Genomic DNA, 20,486 nt, shown 5'->3' with positions numbered 1-20,486 from the left:
CCAATATCAGAAATGATATTGGATTTTTTTATGACTTTAGAACAAGCTTTCTGCACCGCTTTTGAATACCACCAAGAAGCCACAGCTTTTACCAATCTTAATCACTTATTGGATGAAAACATCATCCAGCAAGCCTTTGAAACTGCGGGGGTCGCCACAGTAAGAAAACGTCGCTTACCCCTTGATGCAGTTATGTGGTCTGTCATTGGTATGAGTTTTTACCGACAACAGTCTGTATGGGAGCTTGCGACTCATATGGAGTTGATGCTACCAGGTAAAAAGAAGCTCATTGCCCCCAGTGCTCTTGTTCAAGGGCGCCAGAGGTTAGGTGTGCAGAGTATGAAAAATGCCTTTCAAATGATGGCAAAACATTACTATAGCAACACTCAATTTGAGACATGGTGTGGACTGAATTTATTAGCCGTTGATGGTGTAGTCTGGCGCACTCAAGACACCGCTGATAATCGTAATGCTTTTGGCTCACCATCAAATCAACATGGTGACACCTCATTTCCTCAGGTTCGTATGGTGTGTCATATGGAGCTCACTAGCCATCAACTGATAAATAGCGCGTTTGATGGTTATAAAACGAGTGAAATGAAGCTAGCAGAAGCGCTCATACAGTCAACTCCAGACCATAGTCTCACGATGTTCGATAAAGGTTTTTACTCCTTAAACTTGCTACATCAATGGCAACTAGGTGGTGAAGAGCGGCACTGGTTAATCCCTGCGAGAAAGGGGCTTCAGTACGAGGTTTTACACTCAAATGGCCGGTTAGATAAACAGGTGAAATTGGCAATAACCGCCCAAGCCAGACAACAAAACCCAGCGCTACCGACGCATATAGAAGCGAGGCTGGTGACAAAATCAATAAAAGGTAAGACGCATCAGGTATTAACCTCAATGGTCGACCCATTACGCTTTCCAAGTGCTGACATCGTTGAGTTATATAATCATCGATGGGAAATAGAGCTTGGCTACAGAGAGATGAAACAAACCCTACTAAACAGCGAGTATACGCTAAGAAGTAAAAAATCAGAGATGGTAGAACAGGAACTTTGGGGCTTACTACTTGGCTACAACCTGATGCGTCAAGCAATGACTGAGGCCGCATCAAGAAAAGGAATATGGGCCAATCGCCTCAGCTTCAGTAATTGTGCGAGTACGATACTAAGTTACCTAGCAAGATTACCACTGATGAGCCCAGGAAATTTACCCAAACATTACGAGCAACTGATAGAAATGCTAGGTAACTTCGAGCTACCAACGAAACGAGAAGATAGGGTGTACCCAAGGGCTATAAAGTCAAAACCAAGCAAATATCCCCATAAAAAGAAAAATGCCAATCAGCTTAACTGACTGGCATTAACCTTAAGGTCTCTTTTTTATGTCGATAATCCTAACCTTATTCGCAAGGTATGCTGCGCTTAAAATAGTGCTCAGGCACCAAGTCATGTACTTCCATGGTAATACTGTTGACCGAAGCGGTTAAGCTTGCCATGGCTTGATAGACACTCTGGGTTAAATGCTGCTTTTGCGCATCAGTGCGTCCGGGCATGATACGAAAAGTGAGATGGATAAAACTGCCATCGGCTAACATGCCGATTTGTGAATGCTCACTGGCGTAACTACGCGACTTAATGGCCGATGACTCAAATAAGGCTGAATTAATCGCCCCTTGATGCACGGCTTGGACTAAGGCGTTGATATCAAACTGCTGCGCCAGTGGCGCCGAATACTCAATGATACAATGTGGCATATTATTGTGACCAAACCGCAAATTCGTTACCGTTGGGGTCCTTAAAGTGAAAACGACGGCCGCCGGGAAAGGAAAATATCGCCTTGGAGATCACGCCTCCCGCCCGCTCCACCTCGGCCAATGTGTGGGTCAGTTGCGCCGAATAGATCACAATCAAGGGCGCACCTTGGCTTAAGTCAAAGTGCTGTTCGCTTAAGTAAAAGCCGCCGTTTATGCCTGCATTAATAAAGCAGCTATAACTGTCACCATAATCGACAAATTGCCAACCGAACACGTCACTAAAAAACGTTTTAGTGGGTGCCATGGCTAACACCGGAATTTCTAAATAATTAATGCTTAAGGGAGCGTCCATAATCGCCTCATATTGTCGATAGCAGTAGATAAAACATTAACACAGATAACACGTTAATGACTAAACAAAAAGAGAGCCTAAGCTCTCTTTTTGTTTATCGACATCCAAGCGTTTACTTAGGCAATCAAGGCGGCGACCAAACCAATTAAACCACCAAACACCCCACCCCACACGACAAGCCACCCTAAGTGTTTTTTTATCATCTCTTGAACAATTTGTTTCACCAGTTGTGGGGTTAACTCTTCAAGACGCTGGTGTACTATCGCGGTGATTTTAGCTTTCAATTCGGCCAATACATCAGGCTGCTCAATCTCTTGCTTTAATAGCGCATAAAAATCATCACTTTGAGTGATCTCTATCAGTGAGTTTTTCATCTTCTCAATAAAAGGCGCCTTTAATGGTTCAATGGCATCAGTGCCACCAAACATGGCGAGCATGCCGCCCAAAGATGATTGTTCAACCGTGGTCACTAGCGCGTCAAATGCGGGGGTCATGTCCACGCGTTCAATGATAGGGGTTAAGTTAATGTGCGACGCACCATCGCCCTGCTGAGACAAGAATTTATCGATATTCTCGTCGGTAAAAAACTGTTCCATCATCAAATGGGCAATGCCCGCTTTAAACTCTTCAAACCGTGCGGGTATCACCCCACTGCCGTATAAACCGGGTACCTTTTCAAACAGCATATGGATAGCAAGCCAGTTGGTTAAGGCGCCCGACAGGGCAAATAATCCGATATTGAGCATCACAGGGGAAGCCAATAAGTAGCCTGTTGCCATCACTGCGCCAGCCAATAAATTTGTAATAAAACTCTTATTCAACGTCTCTTCTCTCCAACTACCAAGGTGACGACAACTTATCGATAACCTGTTTTGATGCATAAAAAACCGCGCGTATCTTACCATAAGCCACTCCATAAGCCATTGAGTAACAAACGGCCTTTACTCCACCACAACGCATGGAGATAACATGGGGATTAGGCTTTTAAGATCAAGTCACGTTGACCTTTGTTCCGCCATTATCGGCATGCCTTAATGATTAGCGCATCAACAAGTGCTGCAAACCCAAAACAAGTGTTATTTCAAGGCCCCGATAACACAGCCAGATCAATCATCACTTTGATCCGGGTCACACTTAGGTTAAAATCACGCCCATCAAATTACATGAGGATGTTGTCAATGTTTATCGTTCGTTGGGTATTAGGTCGTATTATTCTGTTTTTTAATTTCATTTTTGCCCCAAAGAAGCGTCAGCGCCCGATAGCAGAACAAACCAAAATTGATGAGCAGACTCGCCAAATTCAGTTATATCAATATCCTGCGTGTCCATTTTGTGTCAAAGTGCGCCGTACTATTCGTCGTCAAGGCCTTAATATCGCGACTGTCGATGCCAAACAAACCGAGCATCAACAAACACTGGTAAAGCAAGGCGGCAAAGCCATGGTGCCCTGTTTACGCATAGAGGAAAACGGTCAAGTACAATGGATGTATGAATCTTCAGACATCATTAACTATCTTAACCAACGCTTCGCATAATGATTGACCAGCGCGTTAATCAGTAATGACTAACGCGCATGATTTGTACCATCAACTTATAGGGCGCCTGCCTGTGTTAATGGTATTCCCTCCACCTAAGTGCGCTAATCACCTTACCTCGCCAGAGACTTTAGCCATAGGTGCTAAGCAGCCCAATTTACGTTATCCTCGAGCCATACTTTAATACCATGCATATAAAGACAATAAAAATCATGCAAATAAAAAATACGCTTGTTTTATTCGGATTATTAATACTGTCCGCATGCACCGCTAGTCAGCGCAGCGTTGATGACTTTGATATCAAAGTGGAAGACAAATTTCAGACCCAAATTACAGGCGATGGCATTAAACTATTCACCTATAAAATAAAATACGCCACATTGCCGACCATAGAGCGACCGTATCTGCAGACAAGGCAAATAGAGCGCCAGCAAAGCAGAAAAAAGAACACACCTCCCGATCTGTCTGATTGGACACAGCAAATTGAATTAGGGCTCGACAAAACCATTGCGATGACTGGATATTGCCGCGAGGGTTATATTGAATTAAGCCGCATTATCGAACTAGGTCGAGGCGAGATCCGTGGTGAGTGTAATGAAGGCGCTACGGCTCAAGATATCGATATATTTACCCCATAAAGCCACCTGTTTTATGGCTCAATATTCCCCTCTTGAGCTTCTAGCAAACGCTCTTATTCCTAGCGTCAATACGCTCCAATAACGAAAATTAACGCCAAAACGAACCAAACCGTTCGTTTTACATGTTAAGCTCTCATCTTTATCACAACTTATCTGCAGCAGAACAACTATATTCTACTATGAACAAACTAAGTCGAAATGAAAGGCTAGCTGTTATTCTCAAGCTACTTAGCATGCATAAACAGCTATCTAACCAACAACTCTCCAGGTTACTCGCAGTGACAGCCAAAACGGTTCGCTGTGATCTCGTCCAACTGGAACAAGACGGCCTAGTAAAACGAATTCATGGCGGCGTCTGTCAGTCTGAAGGGGTGGATATCAAAAAGTACAGCTTGGATGCCATGCTGGCACAACTGATAGAACACAACTTGCTGAGCGACACCTTAGGACTCGATTCAACCCAAGGTAGATTAAAAAAAATGAAACAGAATGTATTTGTACTTGGCTCATTCAATGTCGATATCGTTGCGAACCTAGAACGCTTCCCTCAACCCGGTGAAACGCTGCATTCAAGTAGTAGCAGTATTGGCGCCGGTGGCAAAGGTGCCAATCAAGCTTATGCTGCTGCTAAAAATGGCGCTAACATTACCTTTATGACCAAAATTGGTACCGACCAATTTAGTCAATTTGCCCGCCAACACCTGAGCAGTACAGGCATAGACAACACCATTATTGTCGAGTCATCCACCAGCCCTACAGGAACCGCGCTCATTTATGTCAGCGAGCAAGCCGGCGAAAATATGATTGCGGTGAATGAAGGCGCAAATATGACCCTAACTGCCGATGAAGTGCAAACTGCCAAGCATCATATTATTAATGCTGAGCTGTTTCTTACCCAACTTGAAACCAATTTTGATGCTATCAAGTTGGCAATGAGCATCGCCAAAGAGAGTGGCGCTAAAGTGATCCTCAACCCCGCGCCATACCATGACAGAACCCCTGAGTTACTGCCTTTGGTGGATATGATAACCCCCAATGAAACCGAAGCCTCATTAATGACTGGTATTGAAGTCTCAGATTTAGAGAGCGCTAAACAAGCCGCTATCGCGATACATGCTTTAGGAGTCACCTCGGTGGTGATCACCCGTGGTGCTGATGGGGTATTGCTCTATGAAAATGGCCAATTTACCCAAGTTGATGTGTTAAAAAGCGCGGTGGTCGACACCACTGGCGCTGGAGATGCCTTTAATGGCGCGTTAGTGGCCGAGCTTGCCAAGGGCAGTACGCTACATGATGCGGCTAAATACGCCAACGCCTATGCCTCCTTAGCGGTTGAGCGCCTTGGTGCGGCAAACATGCCTGACGCCTCTCTGGTCGCGGCAAGGCTTAACGCTTAGTATTCCATCAAAACGCTATGGTCTCAATCAACCTTAATGGCTCAGCCTAGCGCTAACTTAGCTATTAATTTACATTAAAAAGTAATAAAAAAAGCGCAGTAGTAACTGCGCTTTTTTAACGGTCAACCCTTTAAAGTATCAAGCGACCGATAATAAATTTAACGACTTATTTTAAACTAGCAGCATAATCAATAATGCTACTACGATATAAGGCTAATAATTCACTATCATTGACCGCAACGCCCACCTTTTGCGGCGCGTGATCCATCCAATCATCGTGTAGATAAGTACGACCATCAAACTTCTGAATGGTCATGCCTTCTGCAACGCCGTCGGTAACCACCCGAATAGGACCTTCTCTTAAGGTAAATAACTCAGGGTTAATCACGTAGGCGATCGCCGAAGGATCATGCACATGGCACGCCTCTAAACCCACTTTTTCACTGTAAAACTTTAAGTAGTAACGGCTGACGTCCCAGATAAACTGGCCAACTTCACCCGCATCGTCACGTAACTGATCAAGATAATCGCGGGTGAAAAAGCTTTGCTCTGTTACATCTAAACCAATCACGACTACTGGCCATGAAGCGGTAAATACCATATCGGCTGCATGAGGATCGTCATGTACATTGGCTTCGGCAAATGGCGTCACATTACCGCGGTGATCATTTTCACCAAAGGCGCCGCCCATAACGACCACTTCTTTGACCAAATCAACGATCGTAGGGTCAGCCTGTAGCGCTAACGCGAGGTTCGTTAACGGACCGATAGCCACTAGGGTTATTTCACCAGGCTCGGCTTTAACCGCATCGATAATGTACTGATAGGCTGGGCGTGGATCCGCTTGGCCTTCTACCTCAGCGGGTACTTTAACATCGCCAAACCCCCCTTCGCCATGAACCACCACAGTTGGGCCGACTGGAGGACGTACAATAGGCTTGCTCGCACCAGTCACTATATCGGCTTGGAGTTTATATTTTTGCTTAAGATATAAAGCGTTATGTGTCGCATTTTCGATAGTGACGTTGCCATAAACCGTAGTGATGGCTTTAAGTTCAATGTCAGGATGCGCTTGGGCAAACAGAATCGCCATTACATCATCAATACCGGGATCTGTGTCTAATATAATTTTAGTTGTCATGGGGATCACTGTCCTACTAATTAGATAAATCGATACTATTACTATAGGGTGTTATATCAATCGCATTACGTCAGTGAATCACTGGTTTAATGTGCTCGATATGGCTGAATGTTCTGCGACTGAGTTAACAAAGACTTCGAGGAAAACAACATGAAATTCGAAGTCTATTTCAGGCGGATACAGACAAATTACGACGTTTAAACGCACCGAGCACTATACAAAAATAATCATGGCTTAAGTGTGATAGGCCATCAAACTTGTACTTGAAAGTGAACATATTGGTTCACTTAAGTGCATGCTAACATATTCGCGCCTTTGCGCTGGATAAAAAATCCATCCGTTAACCTTCCTCTACAGCACCCTTAATCACTAACATTATCAACGTAAAGTTTTATCACCACCTCCCACGTTTAACACCCTAGATATTGCAGACTTATCGCCGCTGCACCAAAACAAAAATGTCAGTATGCAAGGTGCCGCTTAAACTAAGCGGCACCTTGCATGAGCCGGCTCATGCTACTAGGCATCTTATTGTCATAGCAGTTATCCGTCATAAATTAAATGAGTTGAGCCGTCTAAGTCGTACTTTTTGTACAATAAATACTAACGTAAATCGAAACGATCTAGCTCCATCACCTTATGCCACACCGCAACAAAATCATCGATAAACTTATCTTGTGCATCGTCGCTGCCATAAACTTCTGCTAAGGCTCTGAGCACTGAATTTGAACCAAATACTAAATCCACTCGGGTGGCTGTCCACTTAAGATCACCCGTTGCACGATCAAAGCCTTCAAATAAGGTTTCATCGCTGGATGTGGGTTTCCATTCGGTGTCCATACTCAGCAAGTTGGTGAAAAAGTCATTGGTTAAAATTTCAGGCCTGTCGGTCAACATCCCATGCGGTGATCCATCCACATTGGTAGACAACACTCGCATACCACCCAATAGTACCGTCATTTCTGGTGCCGTTAGGTCCATTAACTGCGCTTTATCAACTAATAAAGCCTCAGCGGGTACCTTGAGATTATCATCAAGATAATTCCTAAACCCATCGGCAACGGGTTCGAGTACCGCAAATGAGTCTATATCAGTCTGTTCGGCTAAGGCGTCTGTGCGTCCTGGAGTAAAGGGCACACTGATAGAACGCCCAGCATGACGCGCAGCAAGTTCAATACCGACACCACCACCTAGCACAATAAGATCGGCCAAGGAGACCTGTTTACCTATTTGTGCCTGATTAAAGTCGGCTTGAATTTGGCTATAAGTTGCCAAAACCTTCGACAACTGTTGGGGTTGATTGACAGGCCAGCCATTTTGCGGCGCCAATTGAATTCTTGCGCCATTGGCGCCACCCCGCTTATCTGAGCCTCGAAACGTAGCTGCCGATGCCCATGCCGTTGACACCATCTCAGATATCTTCAGTCCGCTGGCTTCAATGACCTGTTTTAAATCGCTGATATCTTGCCTATCGATGCTCTCATAATCGGCTTGAGGAATAGGATCTTGCCAAATCATCTCTGCTGATGGAACGTCTTCGCCCAAATAACGAGCACGTGGCCCCATATCGCGATGCGTCAACTTAAACCAAGCACGAGCAAATGCTTGGGCAAATTCATCGGGATGGGCTAAGAAACGTCGTGATATTTTCTCATAGGCCGGATCAAAGCGTAACGATAAGTCAGTGGTCAACATTGATGGCGCGTGGCGTTTACCGGCATCGTGTGCATCGGGGATCTCATCAGCCCCCGCATCACCTATAGGGCGCCATTGGTGTGCGCCAGCCGGGCTCTTGGTTAATTCCCATTCGTAACCGAATAGGTTTTCAAAAAAGTGATGGCTCCAACGAGTCGGTGATTGAGTCCAAGTCACTTCAAGTCCACTGGTTATAGCGTCGGCCCCTTTGCCGCTTCCGAAACGATTGTGCCAACCGAGTCCTTGTAACTCAATGGGGGCCTCTTCTGGCGCAGGACCAACTAAGGCCGCATCTCCGGCGCCATGAGTTTTACCGAAGGTGTGCCCACCGGCAATCAAGGCCACAGTTTCTTCATCATTCATTGCCATTCTGGCAAAGGTTTCACGAATATCATGGGCTGCAGCAAGGGGATCGGGATTGCCATCAGGCCCTTCAGGATTGACATAAATTAACCCCATTTGCACTGCAGCAAGAGGGTTGTCGAGTTCTCGATTACCAGAGTAACGTTTGTCTCCGGCCAACCAAGTGGTTTCTGCGCCCCAATTGACATGGATTTCTGGCTCCCACACATCTTCGCGACCACCGGCAAAACCTAAGGTTTCAAACCCCATTGACTCCAATGCCACATTACCCGCTAAGATCATTAAATCAGCCCATGAGATCTTACGGCCATATTTTTGTTTAACCGGCCACAATAGGCGGCGCGCCTTATCGAGGTTACCATTATCTGGCCAGCTATTTAACGGCGCAAATCGCTGCTGACCTCGGCCGCCGCCACCGCGTCCATCACTAATTCGATAGGTACCGGCACTATGCCATGCCATACGAATAAACAGCGGCCCATAGTGGCCAAAATCTGCCGGCCACCAGTCTTGAGAATCTCCCATCAGGGTGTGTAAGTCTTGCTTAACTTGTTTAAGATCTAGGCTTTTAAACTCACTGGCATAATCGAACCCCTCCTCCATGGGGTTAGACTTGGATGAGTGTTGAGTCAACATCTCAAGCCGTAATTGGTTTGGCCACCAATCCTTATTTGCTGTGCCACTTCCTGCAACATGATGCATCGGACATTTACTGTTAGACATGAGCACTATCTCCTTCCCTGCTTTACAACAGGTTAGTTATAAAGGTCTATTATTTATAGTACCTTAGCCCCACTTTTGGCCAGTAAAGTCTATCAATCGTTGCGATAGACTTTACCGATTAGATAAGTGCTGTACTCCTTACTCTTTGGAGAGCGGCAGCCCTCTTTAAACCGCAGCAAAACCACAGCGGATTATTGGCGTTTAATCACTTCAAAACCAATTAAATACAATTGATCAATATTGCCATATATTGCTCTTATCACCTGCTTTAGCTCATCTAGTGTCATGTTTTCTTGCGCTGCATGCTCAAGGTTTAGTGCATCAAACGCGACCGTCTCGACACGATTAACCTTAATGTCGCAAAACCAACGGTTATCTTCAAAGGTCGCAACATGCAGCACTTGGCCAACCTTAAAATGGGACTCTGATTCATCTCTTAAGGTAATATTTTTCGCCCCAGAGAGAATATCGGCCTCAAAGCGTTCAAAAAAAGTGATCTCACTTACAGGATTAATTGTCATAAATTGTCTCGATTAGAATGTTTGCCTATAGCCGCCTGCTTGAGATTGAGTTAAAATCCGCCCCCGGTTTACGCTCTCTCGAAGCTAAGCCCTATTTTGAGTTAATTAAGGTGGAGCCAATGAACAGAAAACAGAAGATAATCAAAAAGACCGCAAAACGTGCTAAAGCGCGTCTCAACAAGCATACGGCTCCTACGATCAAGAAGTATATATCTAAAGGCGATCGCGCCAAAGAGCTCGCTCGTGAACAAGCTGAATTAGCTGCCAAAGCCAATGCTACCAAAAATGGAACAGAAGCGAGCGACAACGAGCAGGCCAGTGACCAACCTGCAGAGCCAACCAGCACTGAAAGTGAAACTCAAGCTTAATCGCCTCACCTTGCTAGGCGTCGGTCTTTTACCACCTCAGACTCGGACGCCTTGAACTTACCCCCTCCAACGTTCTATCACACTAGTCTCTAACCACTGGTTTACCCGTAATGAGCTCTGAGACCCGATTACTGGCTTCGCAATCTTGCTCTTCACTCAGCTGCGCCATTTGAGCACAAGATGATGATAATGGATTAGGACTCGATGGGCTCAGTTCGTCATCGAGAGGCCTTGACTCGGTATTTACCTCAAAACCCACTAACAGAATTTGCTGCTGTTGCACCTTATCAACGAGTCGGTATGCGGTCCACACGCCGAGGACACCAAACACAATCGCGCCCAACACTTGGCCAATTAAGACCCCTTCAACCCCACCCCACTGCGCACCATAATAAACAAATGGAATCGTCCCCAGCGTCGCTTTCCCCACGTTAAACACAGTTGAGTATTTGGCTTTACCCAAATTATTAAATGATGCATTAGCCACAAACAGCGCCCCGGAAAACACGAAGAACACCGCAATATAACTACAGAAAAAACGGATCAGTTCGGCGCTATCACCCTGCATGGCAAAAATCACAATGATCTGTTCTTTAAGTCCAAATAATAATAGCGATATCGAGATCACATAAACGCTGCAAAACAGCAGCGCCTTGGTTAAGATCTCTTTCACCCTATCGAACTCTCTCGCGCCAAAATTTTGTCCCACAATAGGGCCGACCGCGCCGGACAACGCAAATATCATCCCAAAGGCCACTGGCGTGAGTCTACCTAATACCGCCCAAGCGGCGACATAACTGTCACCAAAATCGGCAATCGCACGGGTAACGACCGCATTGCCGATAGGGGTTGCAATATTGGTCATCATTGCCGGCCCGGCAATAGCAAAAATGGGGCGAAGATCTTGCTTAAAGGCGGTTAAATCAAACTTGCCGACCAACTGGTGCTTAACCATGACGCCGCGCGCGGCAATAATGAGAACAGCCACACGCGCCAGCACCGACGCCAGCGCGGCACCTTCTATTCCCATGGCAAATAAGAAGATAAAGATAGGGTCAAAAATCAGGTTGACGCCACCACCGGCCAGTGTCGATATCATGGATAACTTAGCATCCCCCACGGCGCGCAGCGCGGCGCCAAGTGCCATCGCTAGGCAAATTAGTGGCATCGAAGGCACCAAGATATATAGGTAATCAGCAGCTAACTGCGCGGTGCGACCACTGGCACCGACTAACGCAATAAGCTCGGGAATAAAATAGGTCACCACCATAGCGACCACTATGGCCACGAGTAATGTTACCACCGCGCTATTGAGCAGCAATCGCTTAGCTTGGGCAAACTGTTTGGCGCCTATGGCTCTTGACACTAACGCGCCTAATGCGATGGACAATCCGATACCGATAGAGGTAGTAAAAAATGAGATGGTACCCGCGTACCCAACTGCTGCAGCTAGCTCTTGCTCTCCCAATAAGCTGAGAAAAAAGATGTCGATAAGGTCGACCACAAATAACGCCGAGATCCCGATAGCGGCGGTGGAACTCATCACCAAGATGTGGCGCATTATCGGGCCTTCGACAAACTTTGCGTTAGTCATGTGTATCCTTTATAGAGGGTAAAATAGACAATATTGCAGATTAAAGATCGGTCTCAAGCTCACTGCCGCACTTATCACAATATAGGGCGTTTAACTCATGGCCCGACTTTAAACAGTTACTACAGCGGCGGAGATCTTTTCTACGCACCACCTCTTGAGAGATCTCGGAGGTTAAGATCCCCGTTGGAATGGCAATAATGGAATAGCCTATCAACATAGTAAAAGCGGCAATACCTTGACCAAGCGGCGTTTGCGGGGTGATATCACCATAGCCCACCGTCGTAATGGTCACTATGGTCCAATAGATGGATTGAGGCATAGAGGAGAAACCATTTTCCGGCCCTTCAACCACATACATAACCGCACTCAACACCATCACAATCAGGCTGACCGAAAAGAAAAACAGGAATACTTTACGGCTCGATTGCATCATCGCCCGCAGTAAAACATTTCCCTCACTTAAATACCGCAGTAGCTTAAGCACTCGGAAGATACGGAACAAGCGCAGCACTCGGATCACTAAGGTGAAGTTAGCACCAGGGAAAAATAGCGCCAAGTAACTGGGTAATATGGATAACAAGTCAACAACCCCGTAAAAACTGCGAGCATATTGCCAAGGTTTCGCCGAGCAGTATAAGCGCAGTAGATACTCGAGGGTGAAAATGCCAGTAAAGCCCCATTCGGCAATACGGATCCATGTGCCGTAGCGGCTATTAACACTTTCGATAGTATCAAGGAAAACCAACGCCACACTAAGGACAATACAAACGATTAAGACCAAGTCAAAATAGCGGCCAGCCTTAGTATCGGTACCAAAAATGATATCGCGTAATTTTTCGCGGCGAGACAACTCAGGGGTGGCGTTCATCAGAAATTAACATCCTTTTATATGTATCAGCAGCGGAGAATATGTGCATAATAATGGGTTCAACAAACTGATCCAGCTTAATCTAAAATAAGGTATGATGAACACCCAAACGGCGGTTTTATTTATCAATCAATGACCATGCAAACACTTTTTAAACAGCTCTTACTGTGCGCCTTACTGCTCAATACTAGTTCAACTTGGGCCACCTCGAGCCAGCAATCTGCCAGCTTTCATGGCTCTAACCACAGTACTGACCAGATTGGTAAAGTCGATTTAGTCATTGTAAATAAATCACAAGCCAGTATGCAATTGATGCGCGATGGCAAAGTACTGCGCCGCTATACGATTGCCATGGGCGATCGCCCCACGGGACATAAGCTTCAAGAAGGCGATCAGCGCACCCCTGAAGGTCGCTACCTTCTCGACTACAAAAAAGCCGACAGTGCCTACTACCGTGCGATTCATATCTCATATCCCAATGAAGAAGATAGATTACGCGCCGCCGCCTTAGGGATAGACCCTGGTGGACAAATCATGATCCACGGCCAGAATCCCAATTCGTCATTAACCCCAGATGAAGCCCAGCGACTCAACTGGACCGATGGTTGTATCGCCTTGAAAAACCATGAAATCGATGAGTTATGGCAGGCGATAGAAACAGGAACGCCCATAGAGATCTGGCCGTAACGTTAGTCACACACTAGCACTATGATGTTTATGGTGTTAATGCCATTTGACACTAGCAGGAGGATTTTAATAGCTCATCCTGCACTCACCACTAAATTTTTATGTCAGTAAAAGAGTCCAATGCGATGACAAAACCCCACATTACCCTAGACGAACTTGAACATAGCTGGCCGCAGTTTAGCCATGGTATTCAAGAGTTTTTACAAGAATTACAACTCGATACCCTAGGGCTTGCTTGCGATCATGTCGCCGTACGTGTTAACTCAGAGACTGGCGCCGAGCTGCTTAAAGACTATTTTGGCCAACAAGGCCATATTATCTCTAACAACATCATTAATGGCCGGCCGATATTAATCATCGCGCTTAATACGCCACTGCAACTGGGTGATATGCTTATCGACTGTGTCGAACTGCCGTACCCAAGTAATAAGCATTATCCCTGTGAAGGGTGGGAGCACATCGAGGTGGTTTTGCCAGGCGAAGCACAAAACATTGAGCAACTCAGCCAGCAACTACTTAATGCTGTCCCCACTCTGGCGCCAGTGTTAGCAGGTACAACAGATATCAAGGTAAAATGCAGCTCCCCCCAAGGAGAGCATGAACGCTTAGCCAATCCGACCATCGCCTTTAAGCGCGCTAACCTCTGTATCAAAGTGCATGCCCATGGTATTAAAACCATTATCGCATCAGAGGCCAAAGAGTAACGCTTAATGATGTTGGACGCATGAGCTAATGGGTTATGCAAGGTAACCCTGCATCATCAGCAACAAAAACGCATCGGCTAACGTGTTATCGCCGATGCGATTATCAATGTCATTAACTAGATTTTTTCAATATAAAGAATTATTTCACCCACTTTAAAACCAAACTTGCTCATGTCTGTCTTGTTAAATAGACGGTTCTCATCGAGTAGGAACATCCAATCATCTAGGGTCACTTGGTAGGTCTCGCCATCGACTACAATATCTAAATCATACTGCCAAAATAACGCCGAGCCTTGGGTCCTACCCTTGGCAATACCAATCACATCACCGGCTTGACCTTCATATTGATTCTCAGCCACTTTCTTTAGCTGCCAAATTCGAGTCGACTTTTCACCATCGTCAAACTCAAACCACTCTTTGATTTCGCCGTTAGCGCCTTGCCAATTAGCGACTAAATCGACCTCGAAGCGACGTAATAAATTGCCCGAACGATCTAACACAATGCCGTAAGCCTTTAACTTGCCATCAAAAAATTGTTCTAACTTTAATTCAGGTTGAGTGCCTCTATGCTCCTCTAAACTGGCTGAACCACAGGCCGTAACCAGTAACAACAATAACAGTGACATCAAATATTTCATTGGCTTAACCCCAGAAGTTGTCGCCTAAGCTTGGGCTCAGACGTATTTTTAGACAACCATATCGCTAAAAAAGCCTCACCAAAGCGGGGATCATCTATTTTCCCTATTAATTGATCTGCCATATAAAACTGACTCTCACCACTTTGATTAACCAGCAAAGTTAATCTATCGCCTGGGGCCACATTGGGCCAAATACGCTGCAGTGGCGCGACCCATTGGGCAATATCGGCGGGGCTATAGCCTAGGTGTTGCCACTGCTCTGCGGTTGCCTCGACTAATGCCTGTTTATCTATGGTTTTGTAATATTCGATACGCAGCGCTTTGATTTTTTTGTCATCTGTACCTGCCTCTATTGAGAATGGCCGCTCACTGGCAAACAGTTCGGCGCGATATAAGGTCCAAAATAGATAGGTCATCTCTCCGGCGCCAATCTTTTCAAGCTGGCTAATGGGAGAGGCATAAACACTGCTACTGAGTAGCATCACAGCTAACCATTTAAACATAAGTCACCTCGTTATATTGGCAAGCGCTGGCGGCTGTAACAACCGATAGCCAGTGATCAGTAGCGGCATTAGCAGCGACCACACCAGCATGAGTGATCCCACCAGCATGAGTTCATTCCAACGGGCCTGTAATACACCAAACTGAATGCCAGCCCAGTAACTGCTGGCACCACCAATGGCGCCAAACAAGACAACAACCCAACTCTTCTGCCGAGTTAACCAATGTAAACTGTGATTAAAACTGATGATAAAGATGCACCAGAGTAAAGCGAGCCAGAGGGGAAAGCCCACATCGACTGTGCTAAAACCACCAAATTCAAGCTGTAGCTTATCCACCGCGATACCAATTGGCACCAACAAGAGTAACTTAGCATCGGCTTTGCGAGTGGGCGACAGTAAAAAATGCAGTGCGATAAGCAAAATCATAGCCAGCGCTGCATTGTCGCCAAGCAAGGCGGCGCTAAACCAACATAGCTGAAATAACAGTAAGTTAATAATCCAAAATCGCTTCATCGGCTTGTCCCACATAACGGGGTTTTCTGGCAACCAGATGATGCGTGCTGATCACCCGCTCTTTGAAGGCACCTTCGCAATAACAAAAGTAGAATAACCACAAACGTTTAAATTCATCGCTGTAGCCAAGTTTAACTAACTCATCCCAACGCTGCTCGAAAGCTTGGCGCCAATCATTGAGGGTTCTGGCGTAATGTAAGCCGATATCATTTATCTCACTCACCACCAAGTCGGTGCGCGACGCCATATGCGATGTCATCACGGCTACCGAAGGTAAACAGCCGCCAGGGAAGATATATTTTTGAATAAAATCAATTCCTTTACGGTATTTATCATAACGGCTATCGGCAATGGTAATGGCTTGGATCAGCATTTTGCCATCGGCTTTGAGTAACCCTGAGCAGGTTTCAAAGAAAGTGCCTAGGTACTCATGGCCCACGGCCTCAATCATTTCAATGGAGACTAGCTTGTCATATTGCCCTTCGAGTAAGCGATAATCTTGCTTGAGTAAGGTGATCTTCTCGCTTAAGCCCGCTTGCTCGATACGCTGCTTAGCAAAGGCATATTGGGCATCTGAAATCGTGGTGGTGGTCACCTTGCAGCCATAATGCTGCGCCATATAGATGGCAAGTCCCCCCCAACCTGTACCAATTTCAACAACATGATCAGTTGAGCGTAATTCAAGCCCTTGGCAGATGGTGTGCATTTTATTGAGCTGTGCGGCACTTAAGCTGGTGGCTTCACTACTATATACCGCACACGAGTAGAGCATACTCGAATCTAAAAAGCGCTCATACAGGTCGTTACCAATATCATAATGGGCCAAAATATTACGCTTAGAGCCCTGCTCGGTATTGAGGTTTTTGCGACGTAAAAAGAGGTTTTTCACCTTTGTGACCCAAGCCATCTTGCTTTCGATAGCATCAAGCTTAGCTTGGTTTCTCGCCATGACTTGAATGAGATGGGTTAAATCTGGGCTGGTCCATTTGGCATCTAAATAGGCCTCTGCTGCACCTATGCTGCCGCCTTGGATAATGTCTTTATAAAAACTACTGTCATGCACCACAATTTGCGCACTCAGTTGGGCCTCTCTATCACCCAGTATTTGATGCTTGTCGCCTTCGATAAGCTCGATGCTGGCATCCTGCAGCTGCGCTAAAAGCTTGACAATCAACGCTCTATATTTTTGGTTAGCCCCAGTATTCACTAAAGCATGACGAGGGTTAAGCGTTTGATTTTGTTTTACAAGCTGTTCCATTTCAACCTCGCTAATCGGACATTACTGTCGTATTTATGTTTTTTCATCTGATCCCGGGTGAGCAATAAACGGCACCCGTTTAATAAATAGTTTCAATGCTTGCCAATATATCCCTAGCACCATTTTGAGTGTCATCGAAGGCGCTGCAAGCAAGGTTTTAGTGAGCTCACCTTGGCTCACTGGGAATTTTGTTAAAGCCAAAGTCGCATCAAAAACTTTACTATGTTGGTGATTCTCAATATGCACTAGCGCCTTGTTTGCTGGCGGAGTAATGCGCCAATGATAAGTCATATTCATTTCCATAAATGGCGACACATGAAAGGCTTTTTTCACTTTCAGCTCTTGCTCCAGCGCCAGTAAATAATAGTGTCGCTGTTGCCATGGGGTGTTGCTCACTTCCGCTAGCATATAACGACACTCACCCGCTCCGTCATAACAAAAGTAGCAATTTATCGGACTAAAATAGATACCCATGCAGCGACATTGTGCCAACATCAGTACCCGCCAATCATCATTCCATTCACCACCTAACGCCCTGACTTTGTCACCAATACGCTGCTTAAGGCTGCCAGGTTCATTCTTAAGATAATCTTTTTCTAAAAACCGAATTGGATTAAACCAATCCCTGCCAAACAGCCTGCTGCGTTGCATCAGTTGTGGCAACTCATCTAAATCGATCCCCATCATGTACATCTTGTAGTTGAAGGCGTGAGTGATATCGCCATAGCGACGATGGCGCACCTCTCCTTTGTAAATACCACTGTGCTCTATATTAGCATCTTGGCTCATAAGGTCAGGCCAAAACGTTTAGTGACATCCAGCGCGCTGCGCACGCCATCTTCATGGAAGCCGTTATACCAATATGCGCCAACAAAATGGGTACCACGTTGGCCACATATCTGTGAGCGCTGTTGTTGAGCTCTGACGCTAGCATCATTAAGCACGGGGTGATGATAGACAAACCGACGTAATACCTTATTGGGGTCAATTTCGTCACTCTGATTGAGGGTGACACAAAAAGTACTGTCGCTATCAATGCCCTGTAAGATATTCATATTATAGGTGACACAGGAAGGTCGATTAAGATTGTCATCGAGCATGTAATTCCAGCTGGCCCAGGCCAGTGGCCTTTTGGGCAACAGTGCAATGTCGGTATGTAACACCACTTCGTTTCGGCTATAAGGAATGGCACCTAATACCGACTGTTCTTCATCGCTGGCATCGCCTAGCAGGGCTAATGCCTGATCTGAGTGACAGGCAAAAATCACCTCATCAAACACTAAAGCATCATTATTAACCAGCTTAATCACGATGCCATCAGATGTTCTGCGGACCGACTCGATGTGGGACTCAGTCAATACCGGTTTAGACAATTCAGCCAAGATGGCCTCGACATAGACCCGCGAGCCACCGGGCACCACTGACCATTGTGGCCTGTCAGAGATATTAAGTAGGCCGTGATTATAAAAAAACTGGATAAAAAACTTCAGTTCAAATTGCTTCATCTCGGCCAAACTAGTCGACCAAATGGCAGCACCCATGGGTAAAATATAATGTTGGCTAAAAAAGTCAGAAAAACCATGTTGCTGTAAAAAATCACCTAAGGTGGCGTTAGGTGCAATCGCTTGCTCACTATAGGCTTGCTTACACAATTTATTGAATTTCAAAATTTGGCTGATGAGACGCCAAAATTGAGGACGAAAGATATTTCTGCGCTGCGCAAACAATGAATTGAGACCATGACCGTTATATTCAAACCCAGTTTGACGATTATGTACGCTAAAACTCATTTCGGTAGGCTGACCAGCAATACCTAACATCTCAAGTAAACGATTAAAGTAGGGATAAGTTCTGTCGTTAAATACGATAAAACCGGTATCGATAGCATATTGCTTATCTTGATGGGTAATATCAACCGTGGCAGTGTGGCCACCAACATAATCGTTTTTCTCAAACACAGTCACGTCGTACTGCTTATCGAGCAAATAGGCACAGGTTAATCCTGAAATGCCAGAGCCAATCACGGCGATCCTTTTCATTATTTATTTATCCTTATCGCTAAGCGACGCCAAATGGAAAATGGCAGTAACTGTAAGCATCTCATTGTAAATATAAATAACCCCGGAAAACGAATATCACGCTTACCTTTAGCCACACCAGTAATAATCTTAGTGGCGGCTTGCTCTGTGGTCATCAACATAGGCATGGCAAAAGTGTTTCGCTCGGTTAATGGCGTATCGACAAAACCAGGATGGACACAGCTAACCTCAATATCATGCTGAGCCAAATCTATCGATAACACCTTAGCCAGATAAGTTAACGCCGCTTTTGATGTGCCATAAGCTTCGGCTCGGGGTAAGGCTAACATCTCAGCGCTAGAACTAACCATCACCAATCGACCACCGGGCCTTACCAAATTAAGCCAAGACTGTAAGCCGTAAGCAACTGAAATTAAATTGATGTTAATAACTCTCTCAAACCGCTTGGCATCAAAATGCAAAGCATCGTCGATGTATTCGCAATCTCCCGCATTAAAAATCAATAGATCTAACGGCCAATCGACCTTATCAATTACTGGATATTGCTGATATTGAGTTAAATCGAAACACAGTGGGGTGATGTTGGGATATTCCTTAACCAAACCATCCAGTTTTTGCTGATTGCGGCCGCAAGCTAAAATGTGATGACCGGCCTTAGCATAAGATACGGCTAAGGCCCGACCAATGCCAGAAGTAGCTCCCGTTATCATAATACGCATCTTATCCTCCTGCTTTGCTGGCATCGACATTATTTAGCCGCGCGCTGTTTGATGGCGCGAATGACACGGCCAAGTAATGGAATGTGTTCATATAACATCGCCCCCACATCTAAATAGTCGCGGTGATAAATTACCTTATTGTCCTGCGCCTTTAGATGAGAATGGCCTTGAACAGAAATAGGGCTAGCGCCACGCAGCTGTTTATGACGAAAGGTCATAGTCCAATAAATCGCAGCCTCACGCTCCCCTTCGAGCACATGCTCAATCTCAAAATCACAACTGATCAGATGCTGATATAACCCTGTAAAATAGCTAAGCAGAGCCGGTAGCCCGAACACTTGATGCATTGGGTCGACAAATTCAATATCAGGATGATAGATCTTTTCCAGCGATACTAAATTATCGGTCGAAAGCTCAGTGTAAACCGCGATAAAATTCTGTAACCATAAAGATTGCGCCATCATCCATAAG

General features: G+C 45.5%; 23 protein-coding genes. 7 read left to right on the top strand and 16 right to left on the bottom strand.

Annotated features, from left to right (window positions below):
* Positions 1-30 precede the first annotated feature (30 nt).
* Complete coding sequence (locus AC5YBZ_RS06470; RefSeq protein WP_494543587.1) at positions 31-1,359, top strand: IS4 family transposase; 1,329 nt, start codon at positions 31-33, stop codon at positions 1,357-1,359.
* A gap of 46 nt (positions 1,360-1,405) precedes the next feature.
* Here the strand turns inward: AC5YBZ_RS06470 and AC5YBZ_RS06465 are convergent, their stop codons facing one another.
* The 3 genes from AC5YBZ_RS06465 to AC5YBZ_RS06455 all read right to left on the bottom strand — a co-directional run bounded on the left by AC5YBZ_RS06465 (position 1,406) and on the right by AC5YBZ_RS06455 (position 2,932).
* Complete coding sequence (locus tag AC5YBZ_RS06465; protein ID WP_119979014.1) at positions 1,406-1,759, bottom strand: 5-carboxymethyl-2-hydroxymuconate Delta-isomerase; 354 nt, start codon at positions 1,757-1,759, stop codon at positions 1,406-1,408.
* 1 nt (position 1,760) lies between these two features.
* On the bottom strand, positions 1,761-2,111 hold the full coding sequence (locus tag AC5YBZ_RS06460; RefSeq protein ID WP_110456258.1) for a VOC family protein: 351 nt from the start codon (positions 2,109-2,111) through the stop codon (positions 1,761-1,763).
* A gap of 116 nt (positions 2,112-2,227) precedes the next feature.
* Positions 2,228-2,932 carry a DUF445 domain-containing protein gene (locus AC5YBZ_RS06455; RefSeq protein WP_494543586.1) on the bottom strand — a complete coding sequence of 235 codons (705 nt, stop codon included), beginning with the start codon at positions 2,930-2,932 and terminating at the stop codon, positions 2,228-2,230.
* Positions 2,933-3,289: 357 nt separating this feature from the next.
* Here AC5YBZ_RS06455 and AC5YBZ_RS06450 point away from each other — a divergent pair, with 357 nt between their 5' ends.
* From AC5YBZ_RS06450 to rbsK, 3 genes are all read left to right on the top strand, one after another.
* On the top strand, positions 3,290-3,646 hold the full coding sequence (locus tag AC5YBZ_RS06450; protein WP_475516421.1) for a glutathione S-transferase N-terminal domain-containing protein: 357 nt from the start codon (positions 3,290-3,292) through the stop codon (positions 3,644-3,646).
* Between the two features lie 212 nt (positions 3,647-3,858).
* Entirely contained in the window at positions 3,859-4,284 is a 426-nt protein-coding gene (locus AC5YBZ_RS06445) for a hypothetical protein (protein WP_475516420.1), read from the top strand.
* Between the two features lie 233 nt (positions 4,285-4,517).
* Positions 4,518-5,681: a ribokinase gene (rbsK, locus tag AC5YBZ_RS06440; RefSeq protein WP_475516419.1), complete on the top strand. Its 1,164-nt coding sequence runs from the start codon at positions 4,518-4,520 to the stop codon at positions 5,679-5,681.
* Between the two features lie 166 nt (positions 5,682-5,847).
* Here rbsK and AC5YBZ_RS06435 read toward each other — a convergent pair whose 3' ends face one another.
* The 3 genes from AC5YBZ_RS06435 to yqfB form a co-directional block, all read right to left on the bottom strand.
* Positions 5,848-6,822: a nucleoside hydrolase gene (locus AC5YBZ_RS06435; protein ID WP_475516418.1), complete on the bottom strand. Its 975-nt coding sequence runs from the start codon at positions 6,820-6,822 to the stop codon at positions 5,848-5,850.
* Between the two features lie 603 nt (positions 6,823-7,425).
* Positions 7,426-9,603 (bottom strand): catalase/peroxidase HPI, encoded by a 2,178-nt coding sequence (katG, locus tag AC5YBZ_RS06430; RefSeq protein ID WP_494543585.1) that lies wholly within the window; start codon positions 9,601-9,603, stop codon positions 7,426-7,428.
* A gap of 191 nt (positions 9,604-9,794) precedes the next feature.
* Positions 9,795-10,124, bottom strand: coding sequence for a N(4)-acetylcytidine aminohydrolase (gene yqfB / locus AC5YBZ_RS06425; RefSeq protein ID WP_475516416.1), 330 nt, complete (start codon positions 10,122-10,124; stop codon positions 9,795-9,797).
* 119 nt (positions 10,125-10,243) lie between these two features.
* Here yqfB and AC5YBZ_RS06420 point away from each other — a divergent pair, with 119 nt between their 5' ends.
* A complete protein-coding gene (locus tag AC5YBZ_RS06420; protein ID WP_494543584.1) occupies positions 10,244-10,492 on the top strand; it encodes a DUF2986 domain-containing protein in 249 nt (82 codons plus the stop codon).
* Between the two features lie 82 nt (positions 10,493-10,574).
* Here the strand turns inward: AC5YBZ_RS06420 and AC5YBZ_RS06415 are convergent, their stop codons facing one another.
* The gene (locus tag AC5YBZ_RS06415) at positions 10,575-12,086 is read right to left on the bottom strand and encodes an MATE family efflux transporter (protein ID WP_475516414.1); all 1,512 of its coding nucleotides are present in this window, start codon (positions 12,084-12,086) and stop codon (positions 10,575-10,577) included.
* Between the two features lie 40 nt (positions 12,087-12,126).
* Complete coding sequence (locus AC5YBZ_RS06410; RefSeq protein ID WP_494519529.1) at positions 12,127-12,954, bottom strand: ion transporter; 828 nt, start codon at positions 12,952-12,954, stop codon at positions 12,127-12,129.
* A gap of 138 nt (positions 12,955-13,092) precedes the next feature.
* Between AC5YBZ_RS06410 and AC5YBZ_RS06405 the strand changes: the two genes are divergently transcribed.
* Both AC5YBZ_RS06405 and AC5YBZ_RS06400 read left to right on the top strand, forming a co-directional pair.
* Positions 13,093-13,641 carry a L,D-transpeptidase family protein gene (locus AC5YBZ_RS06405; protein ID WP_475516412.1) on the top strand — a complete coding sequence of 183 codons (549 nt, stop codon included), beginning with the start codon at positions 13,093-13,095 and terminating at the stop codon, positions 13,639-13,641.
* A gap of 125 nt (positions 13,642-13,766) precedes the next feature.
* Positions 13,767-14,345, top strand: coding sequence for a VOC family protein (locus tag AC5YBZ_RS06400; RefSeq protein WP_494543583.1), 579 nt, complete (start codon positions 13,767-13,769; stop codon positions 14,343-14,345).
* Positions 14,346-14,461: 116 nt separating this feature from the next.
* Here the strand turns inward: AC5YBZ_RS06400 and AC5YBZ_RS06395 are convergent, their stop codons facing one another.
* From AC5YBZ_RS06395 to AC5YBZ_RS06360, 8 genes are read right to left on the bottom strand one after another with little or no spacing between them, the layout of a single operon-like run.
* The gene (locus tag AC5YBZ_RS06395; RefSeq protein ID WP_475516410.1) at positions 14,462-14,983 is read right to left on the bottom strand and encodes a DUF3833 domain-containing protein; all 522 of its coding nucleotides are present in this window, start codon (positions 14,981-14,983) and stop codon (positions 14,462-14,464) included.
* Positions 14,980-15,486: a chalcone isomerase family protein gene (locus AC5YBZ_RS06390; RefSeq protein WP_494519532.1), complete on the bottom strand. Its 507-nt coding sequence runs from the start codon at positions 15,484-15,486 to the stop codon at positions 14,980-14,982. The genes AC5YBZ_RS06395 and AC5YBZ_RS06390 overlap by 4 nt, the downstream gene beginning before the upstream one ends.
* A gap of 3 nt (positions 15,487-15,489) precedes the next feature.
* Complete coding sequence (locus tag AC5YBZ_RS06385) at positions 15,490-15,999, bottom strand: DUF2878 domain-containing protein (protein ID WP_494519533.1); 510 nt, start codon at positions 15,997-15,999, stop codon at positions 15,490-15,492.
* The gene (locus AC5YBZ_RS06380) at positions 15,977-17,257 is read right to left on the bottom strand and encodes a class I SAM-dependent methyltransferase (RefSeq protein WP_494524621.1); all 1,281 of its coding nucleotides are present in this window, start codon (positions 17,255-17,257) and stop codon (positions 15,977-15,979) included. The genes AC5YBZ_RS06385 and AC5YBZ_RS06380 overlap by 23 nt, the downstream gene beginning before the upstream one ends.
* A gap of 33 nt (positions 17,258-17,290) precedes the next feature.
* The gene (locus AC5YBZ_RS06375) at positions 17,291-18,046 is read right to left on the bottom strand and encodes a DUF1365 domain-containing protein (protein WP_494543582.1); all 756 of its coding nucleotides are present in this window, start codon (positions 18,044-18,046) and stop codon (positions 17,291-17,293) included.
* A complete protein-coding gene (locus tag AC5YBZ_RS06370; RefSeq protein WP_494519536.1) occupies positions 18,043-19,296 on the bottom strand; it encodes an NAD(P)/FAD-dependent oxidoreductase in 1,254 nt (417 codons plus the stop codon). The genes AC5YBZ_RS06375 and AC5YBZ_RS06370 overlap by 4 nt, the downstream gene beginning before the upstream one ends.
* Positions 19,296-20,015: an SDR family NAD(P)-dependent oxidoreductase gene (locus AC5YBZ_RS06365; protein ID WP_494519537.1), complete on the bottom strand. Its 720-nt coding sequence runs from the start codon at positions 20,013-20,015 to the stop codon at positions 19,296-19,298. Before AC5YBZ_RS06365 ends, AC5YBZ_RS06370 begins: the two co-directional genes overlap by 1 nt.
* 29 nt (positions 20,016-20,044) lie before the next feature.
* Positions 20,045-20,479: a nuclear transport factor 2 family protein gene (locus tag AC5YBZ_RS06360; protein WP_494519538.1), complete on the bottom strand. Its 435-nt coding sequence runs from the start codon at positions 20,477-20,479 to the stop codon at positions 20,045-20,047.
* Positions 20,480-20,486: the final 7 nt, after the last annotated feature.

It is taken from the genome of Shewanella sp. 553 (assembly GCF_059338375.1).
Note: the sequence above shows the minus strand (reverse complement) of the source record. Positions and strands in the feature narration are given on the sequence as shown.